General features: G+C 73.1%; 17 protein-coding genes and 1 riboswitch. Of the genes, 12 read left to right on the top strand and 5 right to left on the bottom strand.

Going from position 1 to position 17,420, the window contains the following annotated elements; genetic code table 11:
• Positions 1-48 precede the first annotated feature (48 nt).
• Entirely contained in the window at positions 49-954 is a 906-nt protein-coding gene (locus tag ACFVXG_RS05400; protein ID WP_387924540.1) for an ABC transporter substrate-binding protein, read from the top strand.
• A gap of 3 nt (positions 955-957) precedes the next feature.
• Complete coding sequence (locus tag ACFVXG_RS05405; RefSeq protein WP_387924542.1) at positions 958-2,031, top strand: LLM class flavin-dependent oxidoreductase; 1,074 nt, start codon at positions 958-960, stop codon at positions 2,029-2,031.
• A gap of 127 nt (positions 2,032-2,158) precedes the next feature.
• Here ACFVXG_RS05405 and ACFVXG_RS05410 read toward each other — a convergent pair whose 3' ends face one another.
• Complete coding sequence (locus ACFVXG_RS05410; protein WP_387924543.1) at positions 2,159-3,151, bottom strand: aldo/keto reductase; 993 nt, start codon at positions 3,149-3,151, stop codon at positions 2,159-2,161.
• A 506-nt stretch (positions 3,152-3,657) separates the two neighbouring features.
• Between ACFVXG_RS05410 and ACFVXG_RS05415 the strand changes: the two genes are divergently transcribed.
• The 6 genes from ACFVXG_RS05415 (at position 3,658) to ACFVXG_RS05440 (ending at position 8,780) form a co-directional block, all read left to right on the top strand.
• Complete coding sequence (locus ACFVXG_RS05415; protein WP_387924545.1) at positions 3,658-4,677, top strand: LLM class flavin-dependent oxidoreductase; 1,020 nt, start codon at positions 3,658-3,660, stop codon at positions 4,675-4,677.
• 356 nt (positions 4,678-5,033) lie between these two features.
• Complete coding sequence (locus ACFVXG_RS05420) at positions 5,034-5,600, top strand: TetR/AcrR family transcriptional regulator (protein WP_387924546.1); 567 nt, start codon at positions 5,034-5,036, stop codon at positions 5,598-5,600.
• 140 nt (positions 5,601-5,740) lie between these two features.
• On the top strand, positions 5,741-6,370 hold the full coding sequence (locus ACFVXG_RS05425) for a DUF4865 family protein (protein ID WP_387924547.1): 630 nt from the start codon (positions 5,741-5,743) through the stop codon (positions 6,368-6,370).
• 17 nt (positions 6,371-6,387) lie between these two features.
• Positions 6,388-6,975, top strand: a complete 588-nt coding sequence (locus ACFVXG_RS05430) for a carboxymuconolactone decarboxylase family protein (RefSeq protein ID WP_387924549.1) — start codon at positions 6,388-6,390, stop codon at positions 6,973-6,975.
• Positions 6,972-7,964 (top strand): phosphotriesterase, encoded by a 993-nt coding sequence (locus ACFVXG_RS05435; RefSeq protein WP_387924550.1) that lies wholly within the window; start codon positions 6,972-6,974, stop codon positions 7,962-7,964. The genes ACFVXG_RS05430 and ACFVXG_RS05435 overlap by 4 nt, the downstream gene beginning before the upstream one ends.
• 153 nt (positions 7,965-8,117) lie before the next feature.
• A complete protein-coding gene (locus ACFVXG_RS05440; protein WP_387924552.1) occupies positions 8,118-8,780 on the top strand; it encodes a Pr6Pr family membrane protein in 663 nt (220 codons plus the stop codon).
• 93 nt (positions 8,781-8,873) lie between these two features.
• On the opposite strand, the gene ACFVXG_RS05445 is transcribed toward ACFVXG_RS05440, so the two are convergent.
• Entirely contained in the window at positions 8,874-9,638 is a 765-nt protein-coding gene (locus ACFVXG_RS05445) for an SDR family NAD(P)-dependent oxidoreductase (RefSeq protein ID WP_387924554.1), read from the bottom strand.
• 137 nt (positions 9,639-9,775) lie between these two features.
• Here ACFVXG_RS05445 and ACFVXG_RS05450 point away from each other — a divergent pair, with 137 nt between their 5' ends.
• Both ACFVXG_RS05450 and ACFVXG_RS05455 read left to right on the top strand, forming a co-directional pair.
• A complete protein-coding gene (locus tag ACFVXG_RS05450; RefSeq protein WP_387924556.1) occupies positions 9,776-10,411 on the top strand; it encodes a TetR/AcrR family transcriptional regulator in 636 nt (211 codons plus the stop codon).
• Positions 10,412-10,665: 254 nt separating this feature from the next.
• Complete coding sequence (locus tag ACFVXG_RS05455; RefSeq protein WP_387924558.1) at positions 10,666-11,853, top strand: alpha/beta hydrolase-fold protein; 1,188 nt, start codon at positions 10,666-10,668, stop codon at positions 11,851-11,853.
• A gap of 115 nt (positions 11,854-11,968) precedes the next feature.
• Here the strand turns inward: ACFVXG_RS05455 and ACFVXG_RS05460 are convergent, their stop codons facing one another.
• The gene (locus ACFVXG_RS05460; protein WP_223243450.1) at positions 11,969-12,298 is read right to left on the bottom strand and encodes a MoaF N-terminal domain-containing protein; all 330 of its coding nucleotides are present in this window, start codon (positions 12,296-12,298) and stop codon (positions 11,969-11,971) included.
• Positions 12,299-12,569: 271 nt separating this feature from the next.
• Between ACFVXG_RS05460 and ACFVXG_RS05465 the strand changes: the two genes are divergently transcribed.
• Both ACFVXG_RS05465 and ACFVXG_RS05470 read left to right on the top strand, forming a co-directional pair.
• Positions 12,570-13,871, top strand: a complete 1,302-nt coding sequence (locus tag ACFVXG_RS05465; protein WP_387924560.1) for an esterase/lipase family protein — start codon at positions 12,570-12,572, stop codon at positions 13,869-13,871.
• Positions 13,872-14,119: 248 nt separating this feature from the next.
• Positions 14,120-14,244, top strand: a riboswitch (cyclic di-AMP (ydaO/yuaA leader).
• 1 nt (position 14,245) lies between these two features.
• Positions 14,246-15,664, top strand: a complete 1,419-nt coding sequence (locus ACFVXG_RS05470) for a hypothetical protein (RefSeq protein ID WP_387924562.1) — start codon at positions 14,246-14,248, stop codon at positions 15,662-15,664.
• Positions 15,665-15,776: 112 nt separating this feature from the next.
• Here ACFVXG_RS05470 and ACFVXG_RS05475 read toward each other — a convergent pair whose 3' ends face one another.
• Positions 15,777-16,385: a hypothetical protein gene (locus ACFVXG_RS05475; protein WP_387924564.1), complete on the bottom strand. Its 609-nt coding sequence runs from the start codon at positions 16,383-16,385 to the stop codon at positions 15,777-15,779.
• A gap of 171 nt (positions 16,386-16,556) precedes the next feature.
• A complete protein-coding gene (locus ACFVXG_RS05480) occupies positions 16,557-17,354 on the bottom strand; it encodes an IclR family transcriptional regulator (RefSeq protein ID WP_380521128.1) in 798 nt (265 codons plus the stop codon).
• Between the last annotated feature and the right edge of the window lie 66 nt (positions 17,355-17,420).

Genomic DNA, 17,420 nt, shown 5'->3' on the forward strand with positions numbered 1-17,420 from the left:
CCCGCACATCACTCGCAAGATCCCGTACGCACCACCGGAGTTGACCCAATGACCGTCACCCTCGGCGTCCACGCCAGCAACCCCTCGCTCTACTATCTCGCCCGACTGCCCTACCTGGAGGAGGAGTTGGCGCCGCTCGGCGAGAGCGGCGCGTTCCACCACTACACCGACGGCACCCGCACCGGAGAGCTGCTCGCCGACGGCACCATCGACTTCGGCGGCACCGGCTCCACCCCGCCGATCACCGCCCAGGCGGCAGGCCACGACCTGGTGTACGCGGTGGTATCCGCGCCCCGCCCCGACCATGGCGCCCTGTTGGTCCTGGACGCCGGACCGGTCCGTACGGTCACCGACCTCAAGGGTGGCACCGTCGTCCTCGGCGTCGGCTCCTGGCAGACCCATCTGCTCGCCAAGGCCCTGGACGCACAGGGGCTTTCGTACGGTGAGGACGTCACCCCGGCGCGTCCGGCGGCGGGGGAGGACCAGGCGCGGCGGCTGCGCGAGGGCGAGATCGCGGGCTGGATCGCCCAGGGCGCCGAACTCGCCGCGGCCTGTCGCAGCGGGGAGTTCCGCGAGCTGATCCGCACCGGGGACGTCATCACCGACCGCTCGGTCTTCTTCACCCGCCGGGACTTCGCCACCGGACGCCCCGAGGTGGTCGCCGCGATCGCCACCGCACTGCGGCGGGCGGACGCCTGGGTGGCCGCCCACCCGGCCGAGGCCGCCGCGATCGCGGCCGGGGAGCTGGGCGGCATGAGCGCCGACTGGCGCACCGCGCTCGCCGCGCTTCCCTGGCAACTCGAGCCCGCCACCGCGGAGTTCGTGGCCGAGCAGCAGGAGGCGGCGGACATCTTCCACCGGGTCGGCTTCATCGACCGCGTGGTGACCGTCGCGGACGCCCACCTGTCCGCCCTGGAGGCCCCGGTGGCCGCCGCGCTCGGAAAGGACAGCTGAGCCATGGCCTCCGAAGTCCTCTGGTACATCATCCCGCGCGAGGGCCACTACCCCTGGGAGCCGTCCGGCCGCCGCCCGGTGGACCTGCGGTACCTCCAGCAACTGGCGGGCAGCGTCGAGCGTTTGGGCTACACCGGCGCACTGCTCGCCACCGACCTGCACGACGTCTGGACGCTCGGCAGCGCGCTCGCCGCCGCCACCGGGCCGGCCTTCAAGCCGCTGCTGGCCGTCCACCCCGGGCTGGTCTCGCCCACCCTGCTGGCCAAGATGGCGCTCAGCTTCGACCACCTGCACGGCGGACGGCTGCGCTTCAACGTGGTCAACGGTTCCACCGCGCAGCTGCGCGAGTACGGCCTGGACGTCGAGCACGACGACCGCTACCGGCTCAGCGCCGAGTACTGGTCGATCGTCAAGCGCCTCACGGCCGGTGAAGTATTCGACCACGAGGGCGAGTTCTACCGATTGAAGAACGCGGGCGCGAGCCTGCGCGAGCTCACCCCGGTGCAACCCGGCGGCGTTCCGCTCTGGTTCGGCGGCAGCTCGCCGGCCGGCATCGAGATGGCCGCCCAACACGTGGACGTCTACCTGACCTGGGGCGAGCCGCCGCACCTGCTCAAGGAGAAGCTGGACCTGGTCCGCGACCGCGCCGCCGCGTACGGGAGGAGCCTGCGGATCGGGCTGCGGCTGCACCTGATCGTCCGGGACACGGAGGCGGAGGCCTGGGCCGCCGCCGACCGGTTGCTGGACGTGACCAGTGAGGCGACCTACGCCCGGCAGCTGGGCTCGGCCGTGGGGGAGGACGGTGTGGGCTGGCAGCGCCAGTTCCGCCAGCACGGCGGCAAGGTCCCGGCGAGCGCCCGGGAGCTGGAGGCCTATCCCAACCTCTGGCCGGGCATGAGCCTGTTCCGGCCCGGTCCGGGGACGGCGGTGGTCGGCTCGACCGCCCAGGTGGTCGAACGGCTGCAGGAGTTCGAGGCGTTGGGCGTCGACACCTTCATCCTCTCCGGGAACCCGCTGCTGGAGGAGGCCCACCGGGTCGCGGAGACGGTCCTGCCCGCGCTGGGCATCCGCCGCTGAGCGCTGACGGTTGGCGACTGGCGGCTGACAGATGTTGACGAACAGATAACAAGTAACAGATAACGGATAACAGCTGACAGATTTCGAAATCTGTCAGCTGTTATCCGTCATTCGTCACCCGCTCCCCTCACACACTCAGCCGGTCGATCTCCGCGAGCTGCTCCTCCGTCAGCGGGCCACCGGCCAGAGCCTCGAGGTTCTGGTCCAACTGGGCCACGCTGCTCGCCCCGATGATCACCGAGACCACTCGCGGGTCCCGCAGCACCCAGCACAGTGCCAGCTGCGCCAGGGTCTGCCCGCGCTCCTCGGCGACCTTGTTCAGCGCCCGCAGCTGCTCCAGCTTCGGCCCGGTCAGCACCTCCTCGGTGAGGAACTTCCCGACCGACATCCGCGAACCGGCCGGCACCTGTCCGGAGAGGTAGCGGTCCGTCAGCAGTCCCTGGGCGAGCGGCGAGTAGGCGATCAGGCTGGTCTGGGTGTCGCCCACCGCCTCCAGTACGCCGCCCTCCTCCACGTTCCGGTTGAGGATCGAGTACGCCGACTGGTTCATCAGCACCGGCGTCCCCAGCTCGCGCAGGATCGCCACCGCCTCCCGGTGCTGCTCCGCCGGGTAGTTGGAGATCGCCGCGTACAACGCCTTGCCCGAGCGCACCGCGCTGTCCAGTGCCCCCATCGTCTCCTCGATCGGGGTGTCCGGGTCGTAGCGGTGGGAGTAGAAGACGTCGACGTAGTCCAGCCCCATCCGCCCCAGCGACTGGTCCAGGCTGGCCAGCAGGTACTTGCGGCTGCCGCCGTTCCCGTACGGGCCGGGCCACATGTCCCAGCCGGCCTTGGTCGCGATGAACATCTCGTCGCGGTACGGCCGGAAGTCCTGCGCGAACAGGTAGCCGAAGTTGCGCTCCGCGCTGCCGTACGGCGGGCCGTAGTTGTTCGCCAGGTCGAAGTGGGTGACGCCCCGGTCGAAGGCCCGGCGCAGCACCGCCCGCTGCACCTCCAGCGGCTGGGCGTCACCGAAGTTGTGCCAGAGCCCCAGCGAGACGGCGGGCAGCTGCACGCCACTGCGGCCGGCCTTCCGGTAGGTCATCGAGGCATAGCGGTCATCCGCGGCGAGGTAGCTCATGGCGGACATCTTGCCAGCCGGCCCCGCCCGATCAAGCCCTTGCCCTGCCTCCCATGGCTGCTTATCCTCGCGGAGGACCAGGTGGGACGGCGAGGGGCCGGGTGCGGCCCGCGCTGACGAGGCGGAGGGGGAGCACGATGGCAGTCCGAACTGTGACCGCGGTGGCCGCCGCCGTGACCTCCGAGGCCGCTGAGGCCGTCGTGACCGCCCCGCCCCGCTGTTGTCGCCGTCACCGCCGCAGCACCGTGCGCTGACGCCGCCTCCGAGCCGCCACGCCCGCCCCGGTCCGTCCCCCCGGTGCTGCCCGCCCGAGCGCAGCGCCGCCGTACCCGCGTCTCCGGTACCACGACCCCCGCGCCACGAACTCCGCACCGCGAATCCCGCACCGCGAATCCCGCACCGCGAGTTCGGCGCGTCAGCCCCGTACCGGGTGTCCCGCACCCGCAGCGCTCCGGGCGGCCCAGCGCCTCCCGTCGTCCGATCATCGAGCGCCCAAGGAGACCGCCGTGCGGTTCACCGTCTCGTCCCTCGTCGCCAATGCCCCCGACCCCGTCACCGGCATCCACCGCACCCCGCAGCAGAAGCTGTGGAACGTGATCGACCAGGCCGTCCTCGCCGAACAACTCGGCTACGACGGCTACGGGGTGGGGGAGCGGCACGGCGAACCGTTCCTCTCCCCGGCGCCGCCCGTGCTGCTGAGCGCGATCGCCGCCCGCACCACCACCATCCGGCTGTTCACCACGGTGACGGTGCTCAGCATCCTGGACCCGGTCCGGGTCGCCGAGGACTACGCGATGCTCGACCAACTCTCCGGCGGGCGGATCGAGTTGATCATCGGCAAGGGCAACGACCCGCGCCACTTCGGCCTGTTCGGCCTCCCCGAGGAGCGCCAGTGGGCGGCGCTCGCCGAGAACTACGGTCTGCTGCACCGGCTTTGGCGGGAGGAGGAGGTGACGTGGCAGGGCACGACCCGCCCGCCGCTCACGGAGGCCACCGTCTCGCCGCGCCCGCTCCAGGACCCGATCCCGGTCTGGCACGGCAGTGCGACCAGCACCAGCTCGACCGACCTCGCCGCCCGCTACGGCGATCCGCTGTTCTCCGCCAACTCCTTCCATCCGCTGGCCAAGTACCGTGCCCTGGTGGAGCACTACCGCGAGCGCTGGGAGCACTACGGCCGTGACCCGAAGGAGGCCCGGGTGGGCGCTGGCTTCGGCGGACTGTACGTCGCCAAGCGTTCGCAGGACGCCGTGGAGGGTTTCCGCCCGTACTGGGACGCGATGGTCAACTCGGCGGCTGGCAAGCACAACAACTCGCCGTTCCGCTCGCTGGAGGACGCGCTGGAGCAGGGTTCAGCCCTGGTCGGCAGCCCGCAGCAGGTGATCGAGAAGATCCACCGCTACCACGAGGCCTTCGGCAACGAGGTGGTCGGCATCGGCGTGGACGCACTGACCGAGGATGCGCAGCGGGAGCAACTGGAGTTGTTCGCGGCCGAGGTGGCACCGGTGGTCCGGCGCGAACTGCCCTGAGCGCCCGCCCGCGCAATGCGCCGCGCGCCCTGTACGCGGCGTGACGCCCGCCACCGTGCGTAACGTGACGTGCGCCACCGGCTGAGGCCGAATGGGCGTCGGCGGCACGGGGGATGACGAACGGTCGAGGGGCCGTGGCCGCCGGGGGGCGGCGCACGGCCCTCGGTCTTTCCGGCGACCAGCCGCCGAGTCCGCACCGCCGAGTCCGCATTGCCGGGTCCCCGCCGCACCCCCCGCCCCGCCCCGGCCCGTCGCCCCTGATCCGCCGGCCTGATCCGCGGACCCGATCTGCCGACCTCGCCCCCGGTCCGGCGCAACCCCTTCCCTCTGTACCTACTGGTATGTACAGTGGTCCCATGACCACCCAGGACCGCCTCATCGAGAGCACCCAGGCCCTCCTCTGGGAGCGTGGCTACGTCGGCACCAGCCCGAAGGCCATCCAGCAGCGCTCCGGCGTCGGCCAGGGCAGCATGTACCACCACTTCGACGGCAAGCCCGGCCTCGCCGCCGCCGCCCTGCGCCGCAGCGCCGAGCAGCTGCGGGGCATGGCCGAGGCCGACCTGGCGGCGCCCGGCACCGCGTACGACCGGATCGCCGCCTACCTGCGCCGCGACCGCGAGGTGCTGCGCGGCTGCCGGATCGGCCGGATGGCCCAGGACCCGGACGTGGTCGCCGACCCGCAGCTGCGCGCCCCGGTCGAGGAGACCTTCGACTGGCTGCGCGGCCGGATCGCCGAACTGGTCGCCGAGGGCCAGACGGACGGTGAGTTCGCCGCCGACCTCGACCCGGCGGACACCGCGGCCGCCGTGGTGGCCGTCGTCCAGGGCGGCTACGTCCTGGCCCGCGCCGCGGTCAGCGCCGCCCCCTTCGAGCAGGCCGTCCGCGGTGCCCTCGGCCTGCTCGCCGTCCACCGCCGGGCCTGACGAGGGGCAACCCGCCGCGCCTGTTCACCGCGCCCGTTCACCACCGTCGGCCCTGAGCGACGAAGCCCGAGCGCGGAAGCCCGGGTGAGGAAGCGCGACCGAGGAAGACCGCCGACGCCCCGACCCCCGGGAGCCCCGCCGTGCACGCGATGCAGTACGAGATCACCCTCCCCGCCGACTACGACATGGCCGTCATCCGCCGGCGGGTGGCCGACAAGGGCCACCTGATGGACGACCACCCCGGCCTCGGCCTCAAGGCGTACCTGGTCCGCGAGCGCGGCCGGGACGGCTCGCCGGTCAACCAGTACGCGCCGTTCTACCTCTGGCGCACCGCCGAAGGCATGAACGGCTTCCTCTGGGGCCCTGGCTTCCGCGGCCTGAGCGCCGACTTCGGCCGCCCGGTCGTCCGCCACTGGCTCGGCGCGGGCCTGGTCGAGGGCGCCCGCACCGACGCCCCGACGACCGCGACCCGCACGACCGTCCCGCTCCCGGAGACCGCCGACCCCGCCGAGGCCGTCGAACGTGCCCTCGCCGAACTCCCCGGATTCCCCGGTCTCCTCGCGCGCCCCGGCCTCCCCACTCGCCCAGCCCTGCCCGCGCACCCCGCCCTGCACACCGCCGCCGTCGCCGTCGACCCGAGCCGCTGGGAGCTGCTCAGTCTCGCCCTCTGGCACGGTCCGGCGCCGGAGGACGCGCCCGGCACCCGCTACCAAGTGCTGCACCTGTCCCGCCCCGAACTCGACCGGCTGCCCGCCGGCCGCCACTGGTGAAAGGTTTCCCCGCCGCGATGTCCGCCGTGATCCCCTCCGCAACCCCCGCCGTGATCCCCCCGACGGCCCCGCCCGCGGCCCAGCCCGCGACCCCGCCCGCGACTCCGTCCCTGGTCCCCGCCGACCTCACCCGCGCCCCGCTCGACCGCGAGGCCGGCTACGCCCTGCTCGCCGAACTCGCCGGCCCGGCCGCCGCGGCGACCCTCGGCGGCCTGGACTCGCTCGCCCCCGGCTTCGCCGACTGGATCGTCACCAGCCTGTTCGGCGGCACCTACCAGCGCCCCGGGCTCGCCCTGCGCGACCGCCAGATCGCCAACCTGGCCGCGCTCACCGCCCTCGGCGGCGTCGAGCCCCAGCTCGGCGACCACGTGCGCAACAGCCTGCGGATCGGGATGAGCCGTGAGGAGATCATCGAGGTGATCGTCCACCTGGCCCCGTACGTCGGCGTCCCCAAGACCCTGGCCGGCCTCCGGGCCGCCACCGCCACCTTCGCCGCCGCGGACGCCCCGTCGACCGAATCCGCGTCGGCCGGAACCCCGTCGACCGAATCCCCGGCAACCGGGACCCCCGCAGCGGACGACGCCCCGAAGGAGGCCCGGGCATGAGCGCCGCCGCCGGCACCCGCACCGTACGCACCGTCCTCGGCGACCTCGCTCCCGCCGAGCTGGGCGTCACCGACTCCCACGACCACCTCTTCATCCGCAGCCTCCTCCTCCCCGGTCAGGAGCTGGACGACCCGGCCGCCGCCGAGGAGGTGCTGCGCGCCTACGCCGCCGCCGGTGGCCGCACCCTCGTCCAGTGGACCCCGTGGGGCATGGGCCGCGGCGCGGACGCCCTCGCCGCGCTGTCCCGCGCGACCGGCGTCCACATCGTCGCCGCCACCGGCGCGCACCAGAAGGCCCACTACGCCCCGGGTCACTTCTCCGCCGCCGCCCCCGCCGTCGCCGGGGCCCCCGACGGCTCCTCCGCTGAAGCCGCACCGGCCCGCGCCCCGTACGCCGACCTCGCCGCGCGCTTCGTCACCGAGCTCAGCACCGGGCTCCCCGGCGCCCCCGAGGGCGTCCGGCCGGGCCTGATCAAGATCGCCGACGACGCGGGCCCGCTGACCGGGCACACCCGCCGCACGATGGCCGCCGCGGCCGAGGCCCACCACGTCACCGGCGCCCCGATCGCCGTCCACCTCGAACCCGACGGCGACGCGCACGGCGTCCTGGACCGGCTCCACGGGCGGCACGGCGTCAGCCCCGACCGGATCGTCCTCGGCCACCTCACCCGCTTCACCGACCGGTCGCTGCACCGCAGCCTCGCCGCCGAGGGCGTGTTCCTCGCCCTGGACAGCCCCTCCCGGATCGGCCATCCCGCGGACCTCCAGGCCTTCGAGGTGATCGCCGACCTGGTCGAGGCGGGCCACGCCGACCGACTGCTGCTCGGCGCCGACACCACCACCCGGACGGCCCGCGAGGTCGGCGGCCCCGCCCGGCTGCTCACCGACCTCGTCCCGCGACTGGCCCGCGCCTTCGGACCCGAGCTGTGCGACCGGCTGCTGGTCGCCAACCCGGCGGCCGCCCTGGCCGCGGACTGGCGCACCCCCTGAGGAACGCCGGCTGAGGTACGCCGACCGGAGAGCGCCGACCGGGGAACGTCGACCGGCGCGCACCCCCGCGCCTCCTGTGGCCGAGTCCGCCCGTCGGGGTTTGAATCCGAAGAGCCCCTGCCCGGACCACGCCCCAGAGAGGCGGTTCCGACGATGCACTCGTGGCTCGCTCCCGCCAGGCTCGCCGTCGCGGCCTTCCTCGCCGTCGCCCTCTGCTTCTCCGGCTACCACGCGGCGACCGACGGCTCCGGGGTGGTGAACTTCCTCAGCTACTTCACCAACCTCGCCAACCTCGCGGGGCTGGCCGTCCTGGGCTACGGCGGCTGGGCCGGGCTGACCGGCCGCCGGCCCGTACCGGACGCGGTGCGCGGGGCGGTGGTGCTCTACCTGGCGGTCACCGGTCTGGCCTACGGGACGCTGCTGGCGACGTACCCGGCGCCGCTGGTGATCCCGTGGGTGGACGACGTGCTCCACCGGGTGATGCCGCTGCTCGTGCTCGCCGACTGGCTGATCGACCCGCCCGCGCGGCCCGTCCGCCCCCGGGTCGTGCTCGGCTGGCTGGCGTTCCCGCTGGTCTACCTGGCGTACGCGCTGCTCCGAGGCCGCGCCGCCGACTGGTACCCGTACCCGTTCCTCGACCCCGCCCGGCACGGCGGTTACCGCCGGATCGCCGGGGCGAGCTTCCTGCTGGCGGTGGCGTTCCTGCTGGTCGGGGCCGCGGTCGCCGCGGTCGGCAACGCCCTCGCCGCGCATCGCGCCGCCCGGCGGGGCGCGGCGCCGAACGGTCGCCACGCCCGGGCCCGGACCACCGGCTGAGGCCTTCAGGCCGCCGACGAACGCTGAGGCCGCCGACGGGGCCTGTGCCAGATGGGGGATGGCACAGGCCCCGCCGTCGACCGGACCGGCGGCTCACATGTGGGTGCCGCCGTCGATCCGGAGCTCGGTGCCGGTGACGAAGGCGCCGTCGTCGGAGGCCAGCATCGCGATCACGCCGGCCACCGTCTCCGGGCCCGCGAAGCCGTGGCCGAGGGCGGGGGCGAGCTTGGCGAGCAGGCTGAAGTCGGCGTCGGCGGGCAGGCCCGGGTTGTTGGTCATGCCGCTGTCGATGCTGCCCGGCGCGACGCAGACCGCGCGCAGGCCCTGCTTCGAGTACTCCGAGGCGATCGCGTGGGTGAAGGATTGGATGCCGCCCTTGGTCGCGGCGTAGGCGGCCATGTACGGGTGGGCGAAGCTCGCCGAGGTGGAGCTGAAGTTGACCACCACGCCCTTGCCGGTCGCGAGCAGCGCGGGTAGCGCCTCGCGGGTCATCAGGAAGGTGCCGGTCAGGTTCACCGCGAGGAGCTTGTTCCAGAACTCCAGGGTGGTCTCGTGGGTGTGCGAGGAGCGGAGGATGCCGGCCGCGTTGACCAGGACGTCCAGACCGCCCAGGCCCGCGACGGCCTCGGCGACGCCCGCCACCACGGCGGCCTCGTCCGAGATGTCCAGGACCTGGATCGTCAGACGGTCGGCGGTGCCCTCGGCGGTCGCGCGGTCCAGGGTCTTCTTCAGGCCGTCCTCGTTGACGTCGACGGCGACGACCGTGCCGCCCTCGGCGAGGATCCGGTGCACGGTCGCCTGGCCGATGCCAGAGCCGCCGCCGGTGATCAGGACGTTCCGTCCGCTGAAGCGCTCCATGGTGGTACTCCTTCGTTCGTGGTCTCTCGACCTCAAGAGACACGGTACGCCTGGATGGCACGTTGTGCCAATAAGTCTCAATGGGACATTGCGGCGCGGTGTGTCAGGTGGGTGATCGGCTGCGTACGCTGACCCCTGTGACCGGACGCCCGACCCTGACCCAGCGCCGCCGTGACGCCACCCGGCTGGAGATCGCCCGCACCGCCGCCGCGCTCTTCGCCGAGCAGGGCGCCGAGGCGACCACCGCCGAGGAGATCGCCGCCGCGGCGGGCATCTCGCTGCGCACCTTCTACCGGTACTTCTCCGTCAAGGAGGACGCCGTCGCCCCGCTCCTGGCCGCTGGCGGACAGCGCTGGGTGGACCTGCTGGCCGAGAGCCCGACCGACCTCCCGCCGCGCGAGGCGCTGGAGCGCTCGGCCGTCGAATCGCTGACCCCGGCCGACGACGGGGCCGTCGAGGCGATGCACTGGACCCGCAGTCTGCTGCGCGACCCACGGCTGGAGGGCACCTGGCAGCGGGTCCACGCGGGGTCGGAGGCGCGGTTGCGGGAGGTGCTGGCCGCCCGCTGTCCGGAGGGCGCCGACCCGCTGGAGATCCGGCTGGCCGCCGCCGCGGCCACGGCGGCGATCAGGGTCGCGCTGGAGCAGTGGGCCGGCTCCGACGCCGCGGTCACCGGCCCGGGCTCCCCGCAGGACCTCGGTGCCCGCTGCATGCGCGAGCTCACGGCGGGGCTGCGGCTCTGGGAGGGGCGCCGGCAGGGGAGTGGCAGCTGACAGCTGACAGATTTCAGATAACAGCTAACAGATAACAACTTTCGAAATCTGTTATCTGAAATCTGAACTCTGTCATTTGTTCGCTGGCCCCTGTCGCCCGTCCCCCCGTCCCCGCCCCCCGCAGCCCCCCATCAGCTTCCTCCCAGCTCCCGCTAGGGTTGGTGCTCGCGCCCCGGTGGGGGAACCGGGGTGACCTCCTCGGATGTCCCTGAGCGGAGGGGGCGTGGAGTTCGAAGCGTGGGAGCAACTGGGACATGGGTCTGACGAGCCACAAGGTGCTGGCACTGGCCGTACTGATAGCGGTCGTGATGATGGTCGGCACGGTCTGGCTGTGGCCCAGACTCGCCCGGAAGAGCTGGCAGGCGGTGCTCGGCCGGATCGGCACGCTGCTCGCCACCCAGCTGGCGGTGCTCGCCGCGCTCGGGCTGGTGGCGAACAACTACTTCGCCTTCTACAGCAGTTGGGACGATCTGCTGGGAACCGGCAGCACCGGCCCGGTGGTCATCCACAACAAGGCCGACGCCTCCGGCCGACTGCTGGTCGAGACCATAGGCCAGGCCTCGGTCAAGGGCGGCGGCGCGATGGGCCGTGAGCCCGGCCAGTCCGGCGAGATCCGCAAGGTCCGGATCGACGGCAAGGAGAGCCGGCTCTCGACCGAGGGCTACGTCTACTTGCCGCCGCAGTACTTCCAGCCCGAGTACGCGCAGAAGCAGTTCCCGGCCGTGATCGTCAGCACCGGGTTCCCAGGAATCGCCGAGAACCTGATCACCCGCTTCAACTACCCCGGCGCAGCGCTCAAGTTGCTGCAGGAGGGCCGGATGCAGCCGACCGTCATGGTGATGTTGCAGCCCTCACCCGCTCTGCCGCAGGACACCGAGTGTGAGGACATCCCGGGCGGGGCCCAGTCCGACACCTACTTCACCAAGGACGTCACCTCGGCGATCCAGGCGAGCTACCGGGTCTCGACCGATCCGCAGGCCTGGGCGTTCATGGGCAACTCGACCGGCGGCTACTGCGCGGTCAAGATGGCCATGCGGCACCCGGACGTCTTCCCGACCGCGGTCGCCCTGTCCGGCTACTACGACGCCGCCGACGACCCGACCACCGGTGACCTCTTCGGCGGCAGCAAGCAGCGCCGCAACGAGGCCAACCTGATGTGGCGGCTGAAGAACATGCCGCAGCCGAACATCTCCGTGCTGCTGGCCGGCACCAAGAAGGGCGACGGCAACTACAAGCAGGACACCGAGGCGTTCATCGACGCGGTGCAGAGCCCGATGAAGGTCTCCTACAGCATGCTCGAGAACGGCGGCCACAACTTCGAGACCTGGAGTGCCCTGCTGCCGTCCTCGCTGGAGTGGCTGTCCCAGCACCTCAAGGTCCCGAACCAGCCGGGCCACCCGGGTCAGGCGAATCAGCCGAACCAGCCGGGCCAGGCCGTCTGAGCCGTCCACGGCGCCCACGCCGGCGGGGCACACCACGGCTGGCACACGACAGCGCGCACGACACCGAACCCCCGGGAGCCGCGGCTCCCGGGGGTTCAGTCCGTTCCGGCGCCGGTCAGGCGACCCGCTCCAGCGTCCCGGTGTGCAGCTGGCCGACCCGGCCGCCCTCGCCCTCGAAGGTCCAGAAGGCCCGTACGGTCAGTGCGTTGAGGTCCATCACGTGGCTCACGGTGATCCCGCTCTGCTCCGTCCAGCTGATGAAGTAGATCTCCGGTGCGACTTCGGCCACGTGCAGCCGCACGTCCTCCCACTGGCCCGCCGACTCGCCGAGACCCTCCCAGCGCAGCCGGGTGCCGTCGGCCGAGTAGGAGTTGCGGAAGGCTGCGCCGTTGTCGGCCCGGAAGACGTAGGTACGGCCGGCGAAGGCGGGCAGGGACGCGGTCATGGTGGGGCGGGACCTCTTTTCTGGAGCGGGGGACGGGTGGTGCGGACCGTGCGGGTGGTGCGGGTACTGCGGGTGGGACAGGTCGTACAGTGCGGGCCCCGGTGCTCTTGTGCACCGCGGAAAATCCCAGGGTTCCAATTTATCCGACCGGGCGGACTTCGGGCGGCCCCGCGCCACGGCGGCCACGGTACGGTCCGCCACCGCCGTACTGCTCACCGTGTGCGACCGGCACATGGGCGCGGACCGGGCGCCGGTCCTACCGTCCACGCCCATGAGACGTACCCCCACCCGTAGCCGCGTCCCCGCCGCGCTCGCCGCGCTGCTCCTGACCCTCACCGCCCTGCTCCTCGGCGCCCCCACCGCCGGAGCAGCGGCCACCCCCGCTACCGCAGCCGTCCCCGCCGTCCCCGCCGCCCCCCTCACCCTCGAAGCGACCTTCCCCACCCCCGGCAACGGCTGGGCCAGGGTCGAGCGCTACCTCGACCCCACCCCGGGCTTCCGCACCGAGCAGTTCCCCGCCGATGGCCGGGGCGACCAGGACGGCGCCCGCCGCACCTACTTCGGCACCGGCGAGCCCTCCTCCGGCCGCTTCCTGCTGTACTCCGCCGCCGGATGGGACGCCGGCGGCACCGGTACCCCCGTCCTGCTGGTCCACGGCGCCAACGACAACGCCGACCGCGCCTGGGCGAACCCGGGGGAGGGCGGCACCTGCGGGGCGTCCGCCTGCCCGTCCACCGGTCTCGCCCAGTACCTGGCGGGCGGCGGGCACCGGGTGTTCGCCATCGGGTTCGCCCACAAGCACGGCGACAACCTGCTCCAGGCCCAGGCCGTCGGGGACGCGATCGCGCTGATCCGGGCCCGGCTCGGGGTGCCCCAGGTCGACGTGGTGGCCTGGAGCAAGGGCGAGGTGGCCGCCCGGGCGTACGTGTCCTCGGTGCGCCCGTCCTGGGGGCGGGCGTACGCGGGCGACGTGCGCCGACTGGTCACCCTCGGCGGGCCGCACGGCGGGCTCGACTACGTGTACGCGCACGGCTGGGACTTCGACCCGGCGATCTGGCCGGCCTGCGGCGGCACGGCAAACGCGCCGTCCCCGCACCTGACCATGACCTGCTACGGCACGTACACCGCGCAGCCCTGCCTCGGGGTGCTGCCGACCGGCGGCAGCGACTGCTACCCGGGCCAGCGCCAGCTGCTCGCCCGCTGGGACGCCGTCTACGGGGTGGACACCACCGCCCAGGACTGGTGGACCACCTACTACGGCGGCCAGGGCTTCTACACCTCCGGGCAGGGCATCCATGCGGCCATCGACGCCGGCTCGCTGATCGCCCCGCTCCAGCGGGCCGGGATCCCCGCCTCGGTGCCCACCTACCTGCTCGCGGGTGGCGCCGCGGACATCCCGGGCGTGCTCGACGAGAACCGCGGGCCCAGCGACGGCATCGTGTTCACCGCGAGCGCCCTGGACACCACCGGCATCGGCACGGTCGGCGGCACCCGGCTGCTCACCGGGCTCAACCACCTGGAGCTGGCCTGGTCGCCGGACGCCGAAGCCCAGGTGGCGGCCTGGCTCGGCTGAACCCCCACCGCCGCGGCGGCGGACCAGGGGGCGACGCGTTTGATCAACTCGGCCGCCACGCAGTGTCGTTGATCGACACCACTGTGAGCTGTGCGACAACCGGCTTGATCGGGTTGTCCGTTCACGGACGGCCTGCCTAGCCTGCAACCGTCGTCCGCTGTCGCGGACCCCGCCGCCGGGACGCCGAGTCCCGTCCACCCGCCGGCGGGCACCCGAGCACCACAGCGGACGGGAGCGGGGGAACCAAGGTCAGCGCCCGGCCCGTACGCATCGTCGTGCGGGCCGAGGCTAGGGGTGAAGCCGCTCCACAGGCGGCCGGGCAACTGCAGCCCGAATCCGACAGCTCACCTCGCAGGCGTGGCAGAGGACACCCCATGCACCAGCCTGCCCGGCGCCGTCGCGCGCCCCGCCACGCCCTTCCGTCACACCGCAGCCGCAACGCCGCCCTCGCGGCCACCGGGGCGCTCGCCATCGCCGGCGCCGGGCTGTTCGGACTGCCGTCCGTCTCCGGCGCCCAGGCCGCCACCGGGCCGACCGTCACCCAGGACCGGCTCGGGCCCGCCACCATGGTCGCCGGCCGGGCCACCACCGCCTCGCTGAGCCTGCACTCCTCGTCCTGCTTCACCGCCAGGACCGTCGGCGTCGGCGTGCGCGACGCGCGCGGCACCAACCTGGACTTCCCGGGCAACGCCACCAACGTGCAGCTCTGCCCGAGCGGGCTCAGCTTCACCAGCGGCGCGCGCACCCTGCCCGCCGGGACGTACACCCAGTTCGGCTTCTGGCAGGACCTCGGCGGCAGCTGGCACAACCTGCCCTCGCAGCAGCTGGTGGTCTCCCGCACCGGTGCGCCGACGCCGACCGCGACTCCGACCGCGACTCCGACGCCGAGCGCCACCGCGACGCCCACGGCCACCGCGACCCCGAGCGCCAAGCCGTCCCCGACGGCCACCGTCACCCCCACTCCCACTCCCACCGCCACCGCGACGCCGACCGCCAAGCCGACCCCGACGACGGCGCCGACCACCGCGCCGACCACGGCCCCGAGCCCGACCGCGAGCCCGAGCGCCACCGCGACCCCGAGCACCCCGGCGCCGTCCTCCCCGATCGCCGGCAAGTCGCTGACCTGGTCCGACGAGTTCAACAGCCCGATCGACTGGGGCCAGCGCTGGGTCGGCGACAAGAGCAGCGCGTACAAGTACGGGAACCACAACCCGGACGACAACAAGCTCGACTGGCTGAACAAGAACAACGTCACCGTCGCGAACGGCGTCGCCACCTTCACCGCCACCCCGGGCGGGCCCACCCTGGAGAACGGCCAGCAGTCCTGGAACACCGGCTTCCTGACCACCGAGGGCTCCGCCGAGGGCTTCCAGGTCAAGACCGGCGACTACGCCGAGACCCGGGTCAAGCTGCCCGCCGGCACCGGCGCCTGGCCCGCCCTGTGGACCTGGAAGAACGGCAACGGGGAGATCGACTCCTTCGAGTACCACCCCGACAACCCGAACCTGCTGGAGCTGACCAACCACGTCAACCCCGGCAACCCCGACTACTACACCGACCCGAGCGCCGTCGCCGCCGACCAGTGGGTGACCATCGGCACCTACTACGGCGCCAACTCGGTGGACTGGTACGTCAACGGCGTCAAGGTGTTCTCGGACGGCAAGGGCGTGGGCGCCAACTTCTCGGCGTACCTGATCCTCAACCTCTCGGTGAGCGCCGGCAAGTACCACCCGGCCCCGCAGGGGAACACCCCGATCACCATGGCCGCCGACTACGTCCGCGTCTACCGGTAGCCACGTCCACCGGTGAGCGCCTCCACCGGTAGCCACGAACCCGCCCCACCGGTCACCGGAAGCCCGGCAGCCGCTCGCCGGCGCCCGGTGACCGGTGGGGCGTTCCGGTCCGTCAGTCGCCCGGCGTCTCGATGACCCTGATGTCGAACTCCTCCCGGTGGCCCCTGCCACCGGGGTCGTCCGCGCTGCGCACCTCGACCGAGCCGCCCTCCAGGACCCCGAACGGCAGGTCGTCGGAGAGTCGGACCGGGACGAGGGCGGTCACGCTGCGCCCGTCCGGCAGCCCGGGACCGAACACGCAGCGCACCTGCCTGCCGCGCGAGACGACCGCACAGTCCTCGGGGAAGTACGGGCCCTCCGGGATCACCCCGTGCGGCAGGGTGACCGTGATCGTGAGCGGCGAGGCGGTGGTGTCCGGGCCCAGATTGGCCACGAAGGCGTGGATGGTGGTGGCGCCGCCGGGTGGCGCCGGATCCGGGTCGATCCGGACGACCTCCAGGTGGGAGCGGGACGTCGCGGCGACCACGGCAGGCAGCGTGGATGCCATGGGCGCCCCCGGCGCGACGCCCCCCAACTCCGGACGCGCCACCGGATGCCGCACCGCCCAGGACGGGCCGACGGCCAGCGCGGCCACCGCGCAGCCCGCCGTCACCGCCGCCAGCAATCCGGCCCGGCCGAACCTCCTGCGCCCCGCGCCGCCCCGTACTCCGTGCTGCTCCACGCCGTCCACCCTGCTCCCGTGCTCCGGCGGCCCGCGCCGTCGCGGGCCGCGCCCGCACCAGGGTGTCCGAGCCGTGGCCGCGAGAGCGGCACAACTCGCCCGCCGCCACTCGAACGGCGGGCACCGGCCCTCGCCGGATCTACCGTTCACCTGAAGGGGGTTGACGTAACGTCAGGGCGCCAGGACCTGTCCGAGCCGGGCCGCGATCTGGTGCATCACCGGCACCAGCGCGGACGCCCCCGCCTGCTCCTCCAGTGCCCGGATCCGGGCCTCCGGGCCGGATACCGAGAGCGCGGTGGGGGTGGGCGCGCCCGGGACGGCGAGGGCGATGCAGCGGACGCCGATCTCCTGCTCCTGGTCGTCGACCACGTACCCGCGCTCGCGCGCCTCGGCGAGCTGGTCCATCAGCTCCTGCGGGTCGGTGAGGGTGTACTCGGTGTGCGCGGGCAGCGGGTTGGGGCCCAGGACCGCGCGTGCCTCGTCCTCGGGGAGCTGGGCGAGCAGCGCCTTGCCGACGCCCGTGCAGTGCGGCTGGACCCGCCGTCCGACCTCGGTGAACATCCGCATCGAGCGCCGGGACTGCACCTGTCCGACGTACACCACCTCGCCGCCCTCCAGTACCGCCAGGTTGGCGGTCTCGCCGGTGGCCTCCATGAGCTCGGCCAGGTACGGGCGGGCCCAGCTGCCGAGCAGGCGGCCGGACGTCTCGCCGAGCCGGATCAGCCGGGGGCCGAGGGTGTAGCGGCGCGCGGTGTCCTGGCGGACATAGCCCTGCTGGACGAGGGTACGAACCAGTCGGTGGATGGTCGGCATCGGGAGGCCGGAGCTGGTGGAGAGCTCACTGAGAGTGGCCACGCCGCCCGAGTCGGCCAGTGCCTCCAGGAGTTGGAAGGCGCGCTCGACGGACTGCACGCCGCCGCTCGCGCGGTCGGCGCCTGTCGTCGATGCTGTGTCGGGGGTCGCAACCACCGGCGTTCCCTTCGCTGTCGGGGAGGAGTAGAGTCCCGGCGACCTCTTCAACAAACCGTTGAAATT

Source organism: Kitasatospora sp. NPDC058162 (genome assembly GCF_042884005.1).
In the GTDB taxonomy this organism is placed as follows: Bacteria; Actinomycetota; Actinomycetes; order Streptomycetales; family Streptomycetaceae; genus Kitasatospora.